15 protein-coding genes are annotated in these 17,305 nt (G+C 37.0%); 8 read left to right on the forward strand and 7 right to left on the reverse strand.

Annotation, left to right across the window (positions count from 1 at the left end; all coding sequences use genetic code 11):
• Positions 1–13 precede the first annotated feature (13 nt).
• Positions 14–1,381 (reverse strand): hypothetical protein, encoded by a 1,368-nt coding sequence (locus ACSHW7_RS04145; RefSeq protein ID WP_435678047.1) that lies wholly within the window; start codon positions 1,379–1,381, stop codon positions 14–16.
• Positions 1,382–1,393: 12 nt separating this feature from the next.
• Positions 1,394–2,806 carry a choice-of-anchor B family protein gene (locus ACSHW7_RS04150; RefSeq protein WP_435678048.1) on the reverse strand — a complete coding sequence of 471 codons (1,413 nt, stop codon included), beginning with the start codon at positions 2,804–2,806 and terminating at the stop codon, positions 1,394–1,396.
• Positions 2,807–3,072: 266 nt separating this feature from the next.
• On the opposite strand from ACSHW7_RS04150, the gene thiL reads away from it, so the two are divergent.
• Positions 3,073–4,122, forward strand: a complete 1,050-nt coding sequence (gene thiL / locus ACSHW7_RS04155) for a thiamine-phosphate kinase (RefSeq protein WP_435678049.1) — start codon at positions 3,073–3,075, stop codon at positions 4,120–4,122.
• On the opposite strand, the gene ACSHW7_RS04160 is transcribed toward thiL, so the two are convergent.
• From ACSHW7_RS04160 to ACSHW7_RS04170, 3 genes are all read right to left on the reverse strand, one after another.
• Positions 4,123–4,329 (reverse strand): hypothetical protein, encoded by a 207-nt coding sequence (locus tag ACSHW7_RS04160; protein WP_435678050.1) that lies wholly within the window; start codon positions 4,327–4,329, stop codon positions 4,123–4,125.
• Between the two features lie 12 nt (positions 4,330–4,341).
• Positions 4,342–4,590 carry a hypothetical protein gene (locus ACSHW7_RS04165; RefSeq protein ID WP_435678051.1) on the reverse strand — a complete coding sequence of 83 codons (249 nt, stop codon included), beginning with the start codon at positions 4,588–4,590 and terminating at the stop codon, positions 4,342–4,344.
• A gap of 62 nt (positions 4,591–4,652) precedes the next feature.
• Entirely contained in the window at positions 4,653–5,423 is a 771-nt protein-coding gene (locus ACSHW7_RS04170; protein ID WP_435678052.1) for an alpha/beta fold hydrolase, read from the reverse strand.
• 41 nt (positions 5,424–5,464) lie between these two features.
• On the opposite strand from ACSHW7_RS04170, the gene brnQ reads away from it, so the two are divergent.
• Positions 5,465–6,745 carry a branched-chain amino acid transport system II carrier protein gene (brnQ, locus tag ACSHW7_RS04175; RefSeq protein WP_435678053.1) on the forward strand — a complete coding sequence of 427 codons (1,281 nt, stop codon included), beginning with the start codon at positions 5,465–5,467 and terminating at the stop codon, positions 6,743–6,745.
• Here the strand turns inward: brnQ and ACSHW7_RS04180 are convergent.
• On the reverse strand, positions 6,742–8,034 hold the full coding sequence (locus ACSHW7_RS04180) for an aminopeptidase P family protein (RefSeq protein WP_435678054.1): 1,293 nt from the start codon (positions 8,032–8,034) through the stop codon (positions 6,742–6,744). The two genes, brnQ and ACSHW7_RS04180, sit on opposite strands and share 4 nt — an antisense overlap.
• A 166-nt stretch (positions 8,035–8,200) precedes the next feature.
• Positions 8,201–8,734: a YSC84-related protein gene (locus ACSHW7_RS04185; RefSeq protein ID WP_435678055.1), complete on the reverse strand. Its 534-nt coding sequence runs from the start codon at positions 8,732–8,734 to the stop codon at positions 8,201–8,203.
• A 234-nt stretch (positions 8,735–8,968) separates the two neighbouring features.
• Between ACSHW7_RS04185 and ACSHW7_RS04190 the strand changes: the two genes are divergently transcribed.
• The 6 genes from ACSHW7_RS04190 to ACSHW7_RS04215 all read left to right on the forward strand — a co-directional run bounded on the left by ACSHW7_RS04190 (position 8,969) and on the right by ACSHW7_RS04215 (position 17,262).
• A complete protein-coding gene (locus tag ACSHW7_RS04190) occupies positions 8,969–11,815 on the forward strand; it encodes a VPS10 domain-containing protein (RefSeq protein WP_435678056.1) in 2,847 nt (948 codons plus the stop codon).
• Positions 11,816–11,917: 102 nt separating this feature from the next.
• The gene (locus ACSHW7_RS04195; RefSeq protein WP_435678057.1) at positions 11,918–12,583 is read left to right on the forward strand and encodes a succinate dehydrogenase cytochrome b subunit; all 666 of its coding nucleotides are present in this window, start codon (positions 11,918–11,920) and stop codon (positions 12,581–12,583) included.
• Positions 12,584–12,595: 12 nt separating this feature from the next.
• Entirely contained in the window at positions 12,596–14,611 is a 2,016-nt protein-coding gene (locus ACSHW7_RS04200; protein WP_435678058.1) for a fumarate reductase/succinate dehydrogenase flavoprotein subunit, read from the forward strand.
• Between the two features lie 50 nt (positions 14,612–14,661).
• Positions 14,662–15,408: a succinate dehydrogenase/fumarate reductase iron-sulfur subunit gene (locus tag ACSHW7_RS04205; RefSeq protein WP_435678059.1), complete on the forward strand. Its 747-nt coding sequence runs from the start codon at positions 14,662–14,664 to the stop codon at positions 15,406–15,408.
• A gap of 184 nt (positions 15,409–15,592) precedes the next feature.
• Complete coding sequence (locus ACSHW7_RS04210) at positions 15,593–16,072, forward strand: very short patch repair endonuclease (RefSeq protein WP_435678060.1); 480 nt, start codon at positions 15,593–15,595, stop codon at positions 16,070–16,072.
• 53 nt (positions 16,073–16,125) lie between these two features.
• On the forward strand, positions 16,126–17,262 hold the full coding sequence (locus ACSHW7_RS04215) for a methionine aminotransferase (protein WP_435678061.1): 1,137 nt from the start codon (positions 16,126–16,128) through the stop codon (positions 17,260–17,262).
• The last annotated feature ends 43 nt before the right edge of the window (positions 17,263–17,305 follow it).

A 17,305-nucleotide genomic window follows, 5' to 3' on the forward strand; every position in this document is an offset into this window, starting at 1 on the left:
ATTTAAGTGGGGATTATTTAATCTTAATGATTAACGCATCTTTTATTCCTTTATTTTCTGAAATATCAGCGTCATTACTTTCTGTGTTTCCAACGAAAATAATTTCGTTGTTTTGGGTTTGAATAGCACCTTCTGCAAAATCTAGACTTGTGCCACCTATTGTTTTCTGAAATTGAATAGCTCCACTTTCATCGATAACAAAAACCCAAGCATCATTTTGACCCGCTCCACCCGTAACATCACCGCTAGAACTTCTTGTATTGCCAGAAATAATATAAGTACCATTCTGTCCTTTGGTAACTGATCTAGCAGAATCAAACTCAGGTCCTCCGTAGGTTTTTTGCCAAATAATATTTCCGTTATCATCAAATTTGATAACCCAAGCATCTGCATTACCTTTAGGATTTGTAACATCAAAATCAGAACTTCTAGTGTCTCCAACCATCATATAATTTCCATCGGTGGTCATAGTCAAGGCATATCCATTATCTATTTCACTTCCGCCAAATGATTTCGCCCATACGATATCACCTGTTGGTGTTAAGCGTACTGCCCAAAAATCGTAAGAACCTTTTCCGTCAGTAATGTCAAAATCATTACTTTCTGATGAGCCTACCATTAAAATCCCGCCATCGGCAGTTTCTAATGCATCATAGCTACGGTCATTGTTTGATCCTCCAAAATATCTTCTCCACAAAGTGGTGCCAGTATTATCTAACAAAATACCCCAAAACTCACCAACTCCGTGCAAGGCTCCTCTATTGCTGCCATTTCCGTCATTACCTTGTTGATTGCTCGCTGTTACGTCTAGAAAGCCCGTTACAAAATAGTTTCCAGTTGAGGTCTCTATAATTTTAAAAGCTTGATCACTCCCTGGAAATCCAAAACTTTTTTGCCATTGCAAATCGCCTAAACTGTTTAATTTGACTATCCAATAGTCATGAAACCCTTGATTTTGAGTTACATCGCCATCATTGCTACGCGTGTAACCACTAACGATATATCCTCCGTCGCTAGTTTTGGATATTGCCGTCGCTGTATCATCTGCGGATCCACCATAGATTTTTGTATAGTCTATGGTTCCATCTGCGTTTAATTTCAGCAGCCAATAATCTCTATCGGTTGTTGTTTTTCCAGTAACATCTCCATCGTTGCTTTCTGTATTCCCTATTATCATATAGCCTCCGTCAGAGGTTGAAAGTAAATCAACTGCGGTGTCAATGCCAGACCCACCATAGGTTTTAATGTATTCTACCTCACCTAAAAAAGAACTTGGTTCGGGTTCAGGATTCATAGGTTCACTCTCATCATTTTTTTCACAGCTTATAAAAACTGTTAAGCCGATGAGTGCAAGAATTCTTAAGTATGTGGGGATGTTCAAAATATTTAATTTTTATTTTACGATAAGTCGTTTTGTAGTGTTACCGTTGATTTTTACAAGATACATTCCTGCATTTAATGAAGTAACATCAATTGATTTGTTACTAGTTTCAGTAAAAGATTCCATAACTACTTGTTGACCAAGAATGTTAAAAATCTCAATTGATGTAATTGGATTTGCAGAAGATTTAATGGAGAAAGTACCTGTCGCAGGATTGGGAGATAATGTAAAATCATTAGTAGTTACCTCATTAGTTCCTAGAAGCGGGTCTTTTACGATAAGAAGACCTCTATTGATGTCGCTAATTACAATATTGCCGCTAGCAAAATAAGGATATACGCTCCAAGCTCCTTCAAATTCGGCGCTATTAGATTCTGGATAAGAATCGAAAGATGCAATTTCTTCGATATTACCATTAGCAATATCAGAAATATCTATTACTCTTAAACCTGCAGTGTAATTGGCCATGTAATATTTATCACCTAAAACATAACCGTTATGGTCGATTGCATTGGTTGGTCCTTCATACTCAAAATCTAATTGAGGATTGTCTAAATCTTCAAAATCAAAAATAATTGTTCTTGTAGGGAAGCCATTAAATTGTTCATCCAACTCATCTCCTAAAATAAAATAACGCTGGTCTTCAGTAAACCAACCTTGGTGTGTGTAACCTAAGTTTGGATAATCTATCGTTTCAATCTGAACAGGGGTATTTTTATTTGTTACGTCTAGTATTACAATTTCATCTGCATTGCTACTTATTAAAATTTCTCTTCCTGTATAATCTGTGTCAGGACCATTATATGTAACTACTTGTGCATCGTGGCTATAACCATCACCTGCGTATCCTCCTGCAGCAACCGGATTTTGTGGGTCTTGGATGTTGATAAAATGAGGTCCACCATTATTAAAAGTACTTGTGCCTACTGCGTAAGCAAAACCAGTGTCTTCATTGATAATAATATTGTGACAGTTACCAAATCCACCATAAAATGCATCAGTATCAAAAGATTCTGGCGGATTAGATACATTTCTTAGTCTTCTTAAATCAAATACTTGCATTCCATGACCGCTTGCTTCACTTACAATGAATGCGTGATCTTGATAAACTTTAATGTCTCTCCATGAACTAGAGTCTGTTTCAGTATCAAGTTTTCCTAGATAAATAGGGTTGATTGGGTCTGAAATATCTACAAATGCTGTACCATTGTTCAATCCCATTAAAGCGTATTCTTTTCCTGTAGTCGGGTCTGTCCATCCCCAAGAGTCATTTCCACTACCAGCGTTCATGTCTGCCAGTGAGATTCTAGATTGCAAATCATATCCGTCACAATCGAAAGGCCCTGCTGAGCCTCCTGAGCAGGGAGTTTGTGCCGTCAATGAAAATGATGCAATTGCTAATACTAAAGGGAATAGTTTTTTCATATTTAATTTTTTTTTGAAATTTTATTTTATGTAAACCTATTGTTAATAAGGTGAAGCTACGAATCTAATGAGTTTAATGTGAGACGCAAATTTCACTAATTAATTACACAATGACTGTTAAAGTTTTCTATTTAATTAGCCTTAGCACACAATAATTCTATAAATTACTTTTTTCAAAATGTGCTAATTAATTGGCAGGTGTTGATTTAATTACTACATCGTTTTATTCTTAAGATGTACCTTTGCATTCCTTAATTGAATTCATAATGCTAGAAAATAAAAATACATCAAGAACAGATATAAGCTCAATGGGAGAATTTGGTCTTATTGACCACTTGACAAAAGTATTCACTATTGAACATTCGTCAACCATAAGAGGTATTGGTGACGACGCAGCTGTTCTCGAATTAAAAAACCAACAAGTGGTAACCACCGATTTGCTTGTTGAAGGAGTTCATTTTGATATGAGCTATATGCCCTTAAAACATCTAGGGTACAAAGCCGTGGTTGTGAATGTAAGCGATGTATATGCCATGAATGCTATTCCATCGCAAATTACCGTTTCAATTGCGGTTTCCAATAGATTCCCCGTAGAAGCGCTCGAGGAATTATATGAAGGTATTAATGCGGCTGTAAAACAATACAATGTTGATGTTGTGGGTGGAGACACTACATCCTCCACGAGTGGTTTGATAATTAGTATTACTGCAATAGGTTCAGCAAAAAAAGAAGAAATTGTATATCGAAGTAACGCAAAAGAAAATGACTTACTCGTTGTGAGCGGTGATTTGGGCGCGGCTTATTTAGGACTGCAAATTTTAGAAAGAGAACGCCAGGTTTTTCAGGTGAACCCTAATGCACAACCAGATTTAGAACCTTATTCTTACCTTATTGAGCGACAATTGAAGCCTGAAGCACGGAAAGACATCCCAAAATTATTAAAAGATCTCGGCGTTTTGCCAACATCAATGATTGATATAAGTGACGGATTATCGAGCGAGGTAATTCATTTGTGCAAACAATCCAAAGTGGGTTGTACGGTTTATGAAGATAAAATTCCTTTGGATCCACAAGTGATTACAACTTGTGAAGAATTTAATATGGAAAGTACCACCATCGCAATGAATGGCGGAGAAGATTACGAATTATTGTTTACAATATCCATGGAGGATTTTCCTAAGATTAAAGGAAATCCTAACTTTTCGGTCATAGGTCATATGAACAAAGAAAATGAGGGAGCACATCTAGTCACTCGTGCCAATACTAAAATTCCCATTGTGGCGAGAGGCTGGAATTCATTAAAAGAAAACGATTAATTATATGGCAGCCGCCTGTTGTTGATTTTGGAAATAGTTCAAAAAAACTTGGTGGTTCTTTTCCCAATAAGGAGTCAATGAAACACGTCTGCCATAACCATCGGTTGTATATTGCTTTTTGCAATGACAGCATTCATATCTCTTTATTTGTACGTGGGCGGTGGCAAGCTCGGTAAGTTCATGCCCTTTAATTTTACATCTTAACATAGTTCAGAGTTTTTATGCAGTTATTTGTCTTTTGCTTCTTTTCTTAAAAAACAATGAGAGCGTTTCGTTTACTTCTCGCTGTTTCAGAGTAAGTTCCTCAAGATAACCTCTAGTGTCATCACAAACTTCTTTTCCACAATTTCCACATTTATATTCATTGATGTGGTTGGTGATTTTGTTCGTCACCGTATAGCTATGACCTATAAAAGAGCAGAATAAAGTGGCGATTGGTCGGTTGGTTTTTTTGTTGTTTTTTAACATGGTAATTAGATTTGGTAGATAAATCTAGACAAACTAATCGATATTAACGTTAAAAAACATATTTAATCGATAAAGTGCATAAACTTTAACATTTCAGCTTCATCAGTCATCCAGCTCATGTGACCTCCGAAAACAATTTTTAAAGGTGTTTTTGTCTCTTCGGAAATTTCTTCGGAAACCGAAATAGGAACAATCGTATCTCTTTTACCAGCAATTATCAACTTGTCACCACCAAAGTTTTTTAAAACCGAAGATCTATCTTTTCTATCCCGCATTCCTCTAATGTTTGCAATGATACCATCCGTTGGAAAATCCATCGCCTGTTTTTTCAATTCAGAAATTTCCGAAGAGAACCGCAAACGATTTTCATTGGTAAAAAGATTGCCAATTGCCATGCTCACGATAGCATGTTTTTGGGTTTTCATAAATTTAATGGCTCGGTCGCGATTCTCTTTTCGGTCATCACTATCTTTTTGCGTTGAGGAATTGACTAACACCACTTTGTCCACACGGTTTGGAAATAATTCAATAAAAGCAAGCGCCACATAACCGCCCATTGAGTGACCAATAATTGAAGCTACTTCGATGTTGTGTTTGTCTAAAATTTCCGCAGTTATTGCAGCCATCAGTTCCATTGTGTGGGTTTTTGAAACAACGCCACTCTTGCCGTGACCGGGGAGGTCGATGGTAATTATAGTGTGGTTTTTTTTAAATTCTTCGATGGTGCGAGCCCACATCGCGCTACTTTCTAAAAAGCCATGCAGCAATACCAGCGCGGGGCCTGTGCCTTGTATGTCATAAAAAATAGAGGCGTTGTTGTAGCTTAAGTTCATTTAGTTATCTTGGCAGTAAATTTTGAGCAAAGCTATCTATTTTGAATATCAAGAAACAAACTTTTATCGTCGCATTTGCGTTATTTTCGCTCTTCTTTGGAGCAGGGAATTTAATATTACCACCGTTTTTGGGATTCAATGCAGGTGAAGACTGGTTACTTGTAACTTTGGGTTTTTCAATTTCTGCGGTCATAATTCCCATTTTAGCAATATATGCGCATGCGCGCTTGCAGGGAACAATCCTTGATTTTGCAAATAAGGTATCTCCCATATTTGCTGTTGTTTATGCGGTGTTTGTCTATTTTATTGCAATTAGTTTGCCCGCGCCAAGGACAGCCTCAGTTACTTATGAAATGGCAATCCAACCTTATTTTGAAATTTCATCCCTTTGGGTGAGTGCCATTTATTTTACATTCGTTTTGATATTCGCTTTAAACAGAACCAAAATATTAAGTGTTATTGGTAAATTTCTTACTCCTTTAATAGTACTCATATTATTATGTATTATTTGCATCGGGCTTTTTACCGATGTTGAGCCTATGCGGGCCAGTATTTTTGAAAACTCATTTACTGATGGAATTCTCGAAGGATATCAAACCTTTGATGCCATTGGTGGTGTTGTAGTAGGAGCCGTAATTGTAGTTTCGCTCGCTTTGCAAGGGAAGTTTAATTATGAAGAAAAGAAATCCATGATTGCTAAAGCTGGATTGATTTCGGGTATAGGGTTATTTGTTATTTATGGAGGTCTTATTGCTCTGGGAGCTTTTTATAGCGGTACGATTTCCGTAGAAAATAGAACCGAACTACTCACACTCTTAAGTACAAAAACTTTAGGTAATGTTGGGACGGCATTTTTAGGAGTCCTCGTAGCATTAGCGTGCTTTACAACAGCGGTTGGAATCGTAACGGGAACAGCCGATTTTGTAAAAGGATTAGCGAAAAACTCACAAAAAGCATATACAATTACGGCGATATTGGGTTGTATCATTGGTGTTGCCGTGGGTCATTATGGCGTTGCTTATATTATTGCCGCCGCTGTCCCTGCGCTTATGTTTATTTATCCAATTACAATTGTATTGATATTGTTAAATGTAGTACCATCAAAATATGCCTCTCCATGGGTGTTTAAGGCAGTAACAATTGCAACATTGATTTTTAGTATTCCAGACTTTCTTCAATTTTTTGTTGCCGAAGGAACATTAAACGAAGTGCGTGCTATTATTCCACTTTCTAAAGAGAGCATGGGTTGGGTATTGCCTGCATTGCTGGTTTTTGTTTTAGCCAATCTAAATACTAGAGGAATTTCAAATAAAACCAATTAAGAATTCATCAAATCCTCAATTTCCTCAACTTCAATAGGAATATTGCGCATTAAATTAAATGGCTCTCCATTTTTTTGAATCACTACATCATCTTCTAATCGAATTCCAAAACCTTCATCTGGAATATAAATTCCTGGCTCTACGGTGAAAACATTTCCGGCTTGCATTGGTTCATATAACAATCCGTAATCATGTGTGTCAAGCCCAATATGGTGTGATGTACCGTGCATAAAATATTTTTTATAAGCTGGCCAATCTGGATTTTCGTTTTTCACATCGGCTTTATCAAGTAATCCGAGTCCTATTAATTCCGAAGTCATTATTTTTCCAACTTCTACATGATATTCTGCCCACATTGCTCCTGGAACGAGCAGTTTTGTAGCTTCGTTTTTAACACGGTTGACGGCATTATACACTTGTTTTTGTCTATCGGTAAAACGACCACTTACTGGAATCGTACGTGACATATCGCTGCTGTAGTTTGCATATTCTGCACCAACATCCAGCAAAATTAAATCTCCTGCTTTACACTCTTGATTGTTCTCAATGTAATGCAAAACGTTTGCATTGTTTCCGCTAGCAACAATAGGAGTGTAAGCAAATTTCTTTGAACGATTTCTCAAAAACTCATGCATAAATTCAGCTTCGATATCGAATTCCGAAACGCCAGGTTTTACAAAGCCTAATACTCTTCTAAAACCTTTTTCAGTGATATCACAAGCTGTTTGCATTAAATCGATTTCAATGGGGTCTTTTACAGAACGCAATCTTTGTAAAATGGGGTTGCTCTTTGCCCAGCTATGCGCTGGAAATTTATCTTTTGTTGCTTTTATAAAACGTGCTTCGCGGGTTTCGGTCGCTACATTTGCGCGATAATGTTCATTGGTGTTAAAGTAAATGGTTTCTACTTGTGTCATTACTTCGTAGAAAACTTTGTCAAATTCCTTGAGCCAAAAAACGGTTTTCACACCGCTAGTTTCAAAAGCTCTCTCTTTTGTCAATTTTTCGCCTTCCCAAACAGCAATATGCTCATTGGTTTCAGTTAAAAAAAGCATTTCTCGATGCTTTGGGTTTGGGGCATCTGGAAATAAAACCAAAATACTTTCCTCTTGATCTACGCCACTTAAGTAAAATATATCTCTCGACTGCTCAAAAGGCATTGTGCTGTCTGCGCTAACAGGATAGATGTCATTACTGTTAAAAACAGCAAGGCTCGATGGCTTCATTTTAGCCATAAAGTTTTTACGGTTTTTAATAAAGAGTGCGCGGTCAATTGGATGATATTTCATGATAATGCTCGTAAAAACGAGAGGTTTTTAATTAAAATTTGTGATAAATTCAAAATTAAGATAAATTAATCATGGTGGCAAAGTGCAGTGATGAAATCATTCGAAACAAAAAAAATAGTCTTTTCCATATTTTATGGAAAAGACTATTTTCAAAAAATTAATGATTTTATTGATTGATTGGGGAATATCTAAATTTTTGCCCACCAACTGAAACTTCGGCCATTAAGCCACCTTTTGTTAATGTAAATACTGCTACGCCATCGTCATAAGCACCATTGATAGTTGCATCTTTTTGCAGAGCTATTGCGCTAACTTGCGAAGTGAGCTCTAGATCATTATCCATAAAATTCTGTACAGAAACGTCAGTGTTCATAAATATAATTTCAGAATATCCTTCGCCTCCTATTTGTGCTCCAATATCTAATTGTTTCAAATCTGCCATACCTACTAAAACCCCTCTTTCGTAAACAACGCCATTTCCAGATGCTGCACCAATAATCATTGCTCCTTTTCCTACATTTGGGAAAATTGCATACACCTTTGCGCTATCAAAATAGCTTTGAATTTCTGGGTTACTTTTTAGCATTTCAGCTTTTGCTTCTTCCGCAGCTTTAATAATTTTCATGTCATCTTTATTTTGAGCAAAAGATGCCAATCCAACTAATAAGACTAAACTTAAAATTAAATTTTTGATTTTCATGATTTTGAATTTTTTGTTATACTCAAAGATAAAATTTCACATCGTATTCTCTTGTTAATGAGATGTTATAGCATGTAAAACTTATCCTAAAATTTTAATTTGAATTTTCAATCCAATTTTTTGAATTTGTCATCCTTTCATAAAAACTTCCATAATCAAAGTTGTTTGGTGAAATTTTCACATATTGTGTGTGAAGTGCAAAATGGTTAATTTGTAGGTTCAAAAAACCAATCTATGAAACATATTTATTATTTACTATTACTGATTTTTTTCTTCGGAAATGTTAATGCTCAACAACCTGCTACTTCAGCAGATAAAATTTTAAGTTCACTTGAACAGAAACAGTCAATGACCGAAACTTCTTTGGTCAAAAATCTACCTTTTAAAAATATTGGCCCTACTATTATGAGTGGGCGCGTTGTGGATCTTGCCGTAAACCCAAATAACCCCACCGAATTTTACGTGGGATATGCAAGTGGGGGCGTTTGGCACACGAAAAATAATGGAACCACATTTACTCCCGTTTTAGATTCTAGTCCAACTCAAAATGTGGGGTCGCTAGCGGTAGACTGGAAAACCAAAACTATCTGGGTAGGAACAGGAGAAGTAAATTCATCGCGATCAAGTTATGCCGGAATCGGATTACTGAAATCTAACGACAATGGAAAGACTTGGGAAAATATGGGGCTTGCAGACAGTCATCATATTTCAAAAATCATTATCAATCCTAACAATGCAAACGAAATTTTAGTTTCAGCAGTTGGCCATCTTTATTCTAAAAACAACGAAAGAGGTATTTACAAAACAATGGACGGTGGAAAAACTTGGAAGCAAACACTTTTTGTAGATGACCAAAGCGGAATTATTGAAATGGACGCAGACCCTAATAATTTCAACCTGGTATATGCTTCATCGTGGGATAAAGATAGAAAGGCGTGGAATTTTCGAGGAAGTGGAAGTGGGAGTGCCATCTATAAAAGCACAGATGCAGGTAATTCTTGGACAAAAGTGTCAACACTAGAAAGTGGTTTCCCCACAGGAGAAGGTGTCGGTAGAATAGGCCTTGCCGTTGTCGATGCAAATATTGTTTACGCAGTGCATGATAATCAAGCAAGAAGAGAAGGTGGAGATAAAAAAAAGAGTGGCGATGACCTTTCAAAAGAACAGTTTAAAACGATGACCTCAAGTCAGTTTTTAGCACTTGATGATAAAAAGCTAAACGCATATTTGAAGAATAATGGTTTTCAAGAAAAGTATAGAGCAGACAATGTAAAATCGATGGTTCGTGGTGGTACGGTAAAGCCTATTGATTTAGCGAAGTATTTAGAAGACGCAAACTCAATGTTATTTGATACGCCAGTAATTGGTACAGAAGTTTATAAAAGCACAGACGGCGGAAAGACATGGAAAAAGACCCACGAAGGATTTCTTGACGGAATTTATTACAGTTATGGCTATTATTTTGGAAAAATCCATGTAGATCCGAGTGATAAAGATGGGATTTATATTTACGGTGTTCCAATTTTAAAGTCAAAAGACGGAGGAAAAACATTTACATCCATTTCGGCAGATAATGTTCATGCAGATCATCACGCTCTATGGATCAATCCAAATATGCCTGGCCACTTAATAAATGGAAACGATGGAGGTGTGAATATAAGTTATGATGACGGTGAGAATTGGATTAAAAACAATGCGCCAGCTGTGGGACAATTTTATGCTGTAAATGTTGATAATGAAGAGCCTTATAGTGTGTATGGTGGATTACAGGATAATGGTGTTTGGGTAGGCGCACATACCAATGAAGAAAATCCCAGGTGGAAGCAAAACGGACAATATCCCTTTGAGTTTATTATGGGAGGTGACGGGATGCAGGTTCAGATTGACAACCGTGATAGCAATGTGGTTTACACGGGATTTCAATTTGGAAATTATTTCAGACTTAATAGAAAAACGAATGAGCAAGCATATATTCAACCCAAGCACGAATTGGGCGATAATCCGTACCGCTTTAATTGGCAGACTCCAATTTTATTGAGCTCGCACAATCAAGATATTCTTTATTTAGGCGGAAATAAATTGATGCGTTCCATGAACAAAGGGAATGACTGGACTGCGATTTCGCCAGATGTTACCAATGGAGGAAAACAAGGAAATGTGGCGTATGGAACTATCTCGTCTTTAGACGAATCTACGTTTCAGTTTGGATTGTTATATACAGGAAGCGATGATGGCGTAGTGCAAGTGACCAAAGACGGTGGCAGTAACTGGCAAAATATTTCCAGCACTTTACCTCAAGATTTATGGGTAAGTAGAGTAATTGCTTCCACGCATAAAAAAGAACGTGTCTACCTTACATTAAATGGGTATCGCTGGGATGATTTTACTCCCTATGTTTATATGAGTGATAACTATGGCATATCTTGGGAGCCAATTTCAAATAACTTACCTGCATCTCCCGTAAATGTAATTAGGGAAGATCCATCGAATGAAAATGTGCTATACTTAGGAACGGACAACGGTGCTTATGTATCCTTCAATCGAGGAAAAAGTTGGGAAGCGTTTAGCGATGGTTTGCCCTCAGTAGCCGTTCATGATTTGGTAGTTCAAAAGCGCGATAAAGATTTGGTTGTTGGAACACACGGAAGATCTATTTATATCGCAGATATTAGTTTGATTCAGCAAATTTCTGAAACAAATATGAATACGTTAATGCTTGCTGAAATTCCAGATCAAAGAGCCTCACGTCGTTGGGGAAGCACAGGATTTGATCAATACGGAGATGTTTTTGAACCTTCTTTAATACTTCAAATTTACGCACCCAAATCAGGCAAAGCCGAAATTTTAATCACCAATGAGGACGGAAAAGAATTAAATTCTTGGAAATTAGATTTAAAAAAGGGATTCAATATCATGGATTATAATATGGGCGTTTCTGAAAAAGGTAAAAAACAATTGGAGCGCGATGAGAAAAATGCTTTTGAAGGAGATAATGGCCAATTTTATTTAAGTAAAGGCTCTTACAAAATCATGGTTATATTAGGTGAAAACACCGTTTCTCAGACGTTAGTTTTAGAGTAATATAAAACGAATACAAATTAGTTTTAATAAGCCGTAATATTTGCTTAACAGCATTTTGAGCCGTATTTTTGTAACACTAAACATTTTGAAAACACAACGATAATGGGAATAATATCCTCTTCAATTGCTAGAAAAGTTGCCATGGCGCTTTCTGGTTTGTTCTTAGTACTCTTTTTAGGACAGCACTTTACAATTAATATAACTTCTGTAATTGCTCCAGATTTGTTTAACAGCTGGTCGCATTTTATGGGAACTAATGGTCTTGTTCAAGGAGTTTTACAGCCCATTTTAATTTTTGGAGTTGTATTTCACTTTGTGATGGGTTTTATTTTAGAAATCAGAAACCGTAATGCTCGTGCAGTTAAATATGTTTCTTACAAAGGAAGCGCAAATGCTAGCTGGGCCTCTAGAAACATGATAATTTCTGGATTGGTAATCCTTGCATTTTTAGGGTTGCACTTTTACGATTTTTGGATTCCTGAAATGATTCACAAGTATGTCGAGTCAAACCCAGAGGACCCTACAAGATATTATGCCGAGACTGTTCATAAATTTGAAAATCCAGTACGAGTTGGGTTATATGTTTTGTCGTTTATATTATTAGCAATCCACCTGTGGCATGGATTTGCTTCTTCTTTTCAAAGTGTAGGTTTCAACAATAAATATTCAGTAGCGTTGACAAAATTCGCAAAAGTATATGCAATCGCTATACCAGCGGGTTTTATTTTTATTGCGCTTTACTTACACCTTAATCAATTGCCACACTAAACACATCAAGCTATGTCGATATTAGATTCAAAAATACCTGAAGGACCCTTAGCAGATAAGTGGACAAATCATAAAAACAATATAAACCTTGTAAACCCTGCTAATAAGCGTAACATTGATGTTATTGTTGTTGGTACTGGTCTTGCAGGAGGAAGTGCTGCCGCAACGCTTGCAGAACTTGGCTATAATGTAAAAACATTTTGTTATCAAGATTCGCCGCGTCGTGCACACTCTATTGCAGCTCAAGGAGGAATTAATGCAGCAAAAAATTATCAGGGAGATGGAGATAGTAATTACCGTCTTTTTTACGACACCGTAAAAGGTGGTGATTATCGCTCAAGAGAAGCAAACGTATATCGTCTTGCAGAGGTTTCGGCAAATATTATTGATCAATGCGTGGCTCAAGGAGTTCCTTTTGCTCGTGAATACGGGGGATTGTTAGATAACCGTTCTTTTGGAGGCGTATTGGTTTCAAGAACTTTTTACGCAAAAGGCCAAACAGGACAACAATTATTGTTAGGTGCTTATTCAGCAATGAATCGCCAAATAAATCGTGGAAAAATCCAACCTTTTAACCGTCATGAAATGCTCGACGTTGTAAAAGTTGGAGGAAAAGCAAGAGGTATTATTGCTCGGGATTTAGTAACAGGAAAAATTGAAAGACATTCTGCTCACGCAGTGGTTCTTGCTACTGGTGGCTACGGAAATGTATTTTTCCTTTCCACAAACGCCATGGGAAGTAATGTAACAGCGGCATGGAAAGCACACCGAAGAGGAGCATTTATGGCAAACCCTTGTTACACACAAATCCACCCTACCTGTATTCCAGTTTCAGGGGACCATCAATCAAAATTAACGTTGATGTCTGAATCTCTTCGTAACGACGGTAGAATTTGGGTTCCGAAGAAAAAAGAAGATGCGGAAGCTATTAGAGCTGGAAGGAAAAAACCAACACAACTTTCAGAAGAAGAAAGAGATTATTATCTAGAACGCAGATATCCTGCTTTTGGTAACTTAGTACCTCGTGATGTTGCATCTAGAGCTGCAAAAGAACGTTGTGACGCCGGTTTTGGTGTAAATAAAACAGGTGAGGCAGTGTATTTAGATTTCGCAAGTGCTATTAAGCGCTACGGAAAAGAGCAAGCCTTGATAAATCATAATGAAAATCCAACAGAAGAAGAAATCTACGATTTAGGAAAAGCCGTTATTGAAAACAAATACGGTAACCTTTTTCAGATGTATGAGAAAATTGTTGACGAAAACCCATATAAAACTCCAATGATGATTTACCCAGCGGTACATTACACAATGGGAGGTCTTTGGGTTGATTACAATTTACAAACCACAGTTGAAGGTTTATATGCGGCGGGAGAAGCTAACTTTAGTGATCATGGCGCAAATAGACTAGGAGCTTCGGCATTAATGCAAGGCTTAGCCGATGGTTATTTTGTATTGCCATATACAATAGGAGATTACCTTTCTCATGATATTAGAACTGGAAAAATACCAACAAACACTCCAGAATTTGACCAAGCAGAAAAGGATGTCGAAGACCGTATCAATAAACTAATGAGCGGAAGCGGAAAGCATTCAGTAGATCATTACCACAAAATTTTAGGTAAAATTATGTGGAACAAATGTGGAATGTCCCGTAATGCAAAAGATTTGCAAGCTGCCATTGATGAAATTTCAGCATTAAGAGCAGATTTCTGGGAAAATGTAAAAGTGCCTGGGACTAAAGATGGATTAAATCAGGAGCTAGAAAAAGCAGGAAGAGTAGCAGATTTTCTTGAATTGGGAGAGCTGTTTGCTAAAGATGCTTTGAACCGAAACGAATCTGCTGGAGGTCACTTTAGAGAAGAAAGTGTTGAGCAGAGTGGAGAACAAAAAGGAGAAGCATTACGCGATGATGAAAACTTTAAATACGTAGCTGCTTGGGAATACAAAGGTGAACCCAAAGATGCAGTATTGCATAAGGAAGAGTTAGTATTTGAAAACATTGAGTTAAAAACACGATCGTATAAATAAGATGATTTTATGTTGAAAAACATATATCAATCTTAAAAAATAACATACAGATGAAATTAAATTTAAAAATTTGGAGACAAGCAAATGCAACTGCTAAAGGAAGCATGCAAACATATCCTATTGATGGTGTAGAAGGAGATATGTCATTCTTAGAAATGCTTGACGTGTTAAACGAAAAACTAATCAATGATGGTGACGAACCCGTAGTTTTTGATCACGATTGTCGCGAAGGGATTTGCGGAAGCTGTTCCCTGCAGATCAACGGTGAACCCCATGGGCCAGATAGATTGGTTACTACCTGCCAATTGCACATGCGCAAGTTCAGCGATGGAGATACCTTAACCATTGAACCCTTTAGAGCAAAGGCATTTCCGGTAATAAAAGATTTGATGATTGACCGTTCTGCGTTTGATCGTATTCAACAAGCTGGAGGTTATATTTCGGTAAATACTTCTGGAAATACAATTGATGCAAATGCCATTCCGGTTGAAAAGGAAAACGCAGACGATGCCTTTTACGCAGCAACCTGTATAGGTTGTGGAGCGTGTGTTGCAGCGTGCAAAAATGCGAGTGCCATGCTGTTTACTTCGGCAAAAGTTTCGCAATATGCGTTATTGCCACAAGGACAAGTTGAGGCGACTACCCGTGTTTTGAACATGGTAGAGCAAATGGATAATGAAGGTTTCGGTAATTGTACAAATACAGGTGCTTGCGAGGTGGAATGCCCTAAAGGAATTTCGTTAGAAAACATTGCTAGAATGAACCGCGAATATCTTTCTGCGAGTTTAAAAGGCTAAAAGGTCTATTTCGCTTTCGCGGAAATTTTAAATACATGAAAAATCCTTAATCCATTACATATGGGTTTAGGATTTTTTTCATTTTGGCATATTTCCGAAGTTCAAATAATTCTATTTTCATCGAAAGGAAACTTGTAATTCCTTTAACAGAAATAATCCGAATTCATCCGTATTTTTAAATCGAATGATTAAATACGACGATAACGGAAAAATAATTGTCCCTCGTTTTAATGAGGAATCTGGTTTTTATACCACGAAAAAACGCTCAAAGATTATGAGTAAAATTCGAGGAAAAAACACAAAGCCAGAGATGCTCCTTCGCAGAGCGCTTTGGAAAAATGGCCTGCGATACCGCGTCAATAATAAAAAGCTTCCCGGCACGCCAGATGTTTCTATCACAAAATATAAACTCGCCATATTTGTGGATGGCGAATATTGGCACGGTTATGATTGGGATGTTCGGAGAGATAAAATTAAAACCAATAGAGAATTTTGGATTCCAAAAATTGAACGAAATATGCAAAAAGATACTGAGGTAAATAAAAAACTCAGCGAATTAGATTTCACAGTTTTTAGATTTTGGGAAAGCGAAATCAAGAACGATTTACAAAAATGTGTGAATGATATTTTGCAATACATTTCTGTATATCCGTATTTAATTTAGTGCATTAAGCAACACTCAAAAGTTTAACTATCTTAGCAAAAAGCTGTGTTTCTATGAAATTTAAATTACCCGAAATTCCAACGTCCATATTTTCAGTGATGAGTAAAATGGCAACCGATTATAATGCCATTAATCTCTCGCAGGGATTTCCAAACTTCCCCAGCGACCCTAAATTAATTGCATTGGTTACAAAAGCAATGAAAGAGGGTAACAATCAATATGCTCCAATGGCGGGAACATTTGCTTTGCGAGAAATCATTGCTCAAAAAGTGGATTCACTTTACAATAAAAAATACGACCCAGCGACCGAAATCACAATAACAGCCGGTGCAACTCAAGCAATTTTTACAGCAATCGCAGCAACAATTTCCAAAGGGGATGAGGTTATCATTTTTACGCCGGCGTATGATTGTTATGCGCCCACGATTGAGCTGTTTGGTGGCGTTGTAAAATCCATTCAACTGCAATCACCACATTATGCGCCAGATTGGGATTTGGTGCGAGATACCATTTCAGGAAAAACAAAAATGATTATTATCAACAGTCCCCACAATCCAAGTGGCATGCTTTTTAAGGAAAACGATATGTTACAATTACAGCAAATTTCCGAAGCGAATAATGTACTCGTTATTAGTGATGAGGTTTATGAGCATATCATTTTTGACGGTCACGTGCATCAAAGCGCAGCGAAGTTTGAGGCACTCTCAAAAAGGACGTTCATTACCGCTTCTTTTGGAAAAACATTCCACAATACGGGTTGGAAAATGGGGTATTGCTTGGCGCCTCAAAAATTGATGAAAGAGTTTCAAAAAGTACATCAGTACAATGTATTTTGCGTCAATCATCCTATGCAAATTGCATTTTCGGAATATCTCAAAACACCCGCTCATTATTTGGGTTTGCCCAAATTCTACCAGCAGAAAAGGGATTATTTTTTAGCAAAGCTGAAATCATCCAGATTTAAAATAATTCCGTCAAAAGGTACTTATTTTCAGCTATTGGATTTTAGTGACATTTCAGAAGAAAGTGATATTGCATTTGCAGAACGGTTGACAAAAGAAAACGGAATTGCCACAATACCTACTTCGGTTTTTAACGCCGACAAAAAAGACTTTAAACAGATACGTGTTTGTTTTGCTAAAACCAACGATACACTCGAAGCCGCTGCTGCTATTTTGAATAGCATTTAATTAGCCTATGTTAAAATGATTTAAGTATAACGAATATCAATTG

The organism is Patiriisocius sp., assembly GCF_051252435.1.
Classification (GTDB): Bacteria; Bacteroidota; Bacteroidia; order Flavobacteriales; family Flavobacteriaceae; genus Patiriisocius.

Excerpts from the sequence above, each read along its gene's own strand:
- ACSHW7_RS04150 (WP_435678048.1), bottom strand. The coding sequence starts at position 2,806 with ATGAAAAAACTATTCCCTTTAGTATTAGCAATTGCATCATTTTCATTG.
- thiL (WP_435678049.1), top strand. The coding sequence starts at position 3,073 with ATGCTAGAAAATAAAAATACATCAAGAACAGATATAAGCTCAATGGGA.
- ACSHW7_RS04160 (WP_435678050.1), bottom strand. The coding sequence starts at position 4,329 with ATGTTAAGATGTAAAATTAAAGGGCATGAACTTACCGAGCTTGCCACC.
- ACSHW7_RS04165 (WP_435678051.1), bottom strand. The coding sequence starts at position 4,590 with ATGTTAAAAAACAACAAAAAAACCAACCGACCAATCGCCACTTTATTC.
- ACSHW7_RS04170 (WP_435678052.1), bottom strand. The coding sequence starts at position 5,423 with ATGAACTTAAGCTACAACAACGCCTCTATTTTTTATGACATACAAGGC.
- ACSHW7_RS04180 (WP_435678054.1), bottom strand. The coding sequence starts at position 8,034 with ATGAAATATCATCCAATTGACCGCGCACTCTTTATTAAAAACCGTAAA.
- ACSHW7_RS04185 (WP_435678055.1), bottom strand. The coding sequence starts at position 8,734 with ATGAAAATCAAAAATTTAATTTTAAGTTTAGTCTTATTAGTTGGATTG.
- ACSHW7_RS04190 (WP_435678056.1), top strand. The coding sequence starts at position 8,969 with ATGAAACATATTTATTATTTACTATTACTGATTTTTTTCTTCGGAAAT.
- ACSHW7_RS04195 (WP_435678057.1), top strand. The coding sequence starts at position 11,918 with ATGGGAATAATATCCTCTTCAATTGCTAGAAAAGTTGCCATGGCGCTT.
- ACSHW7_RS04200 (WP_435678058.1), top strand. The coding sequence starts at position 12,596 with ATGTCGATATTAGATTCAAAAATACCTGAAGGACCCTTAGCAGATAAG.
- ACSHW7_RS04205 (WP_435678059.1), top strand. The coding sequence starts at position 14,662 with ATGAAATTAAATTTAAAAATTTGGAGACAAGCAAATGCAACTGCTAAA.
- ACSHW7_RS04210 (WP_435678060.1), top strand. The coding sequence starts at position 15,593 with ATGATTAAATACGACGATAACGGAAAAATAATTGTCCCTCGTTTTAAT.
- ACSHW7_RS04215 (WP_435678061.1), top strand. The coding sequence starts at position 16,126 with ATGAAATTTAAATTACCCGAAATTCCAACGTCCATATTTTCAGTGATG.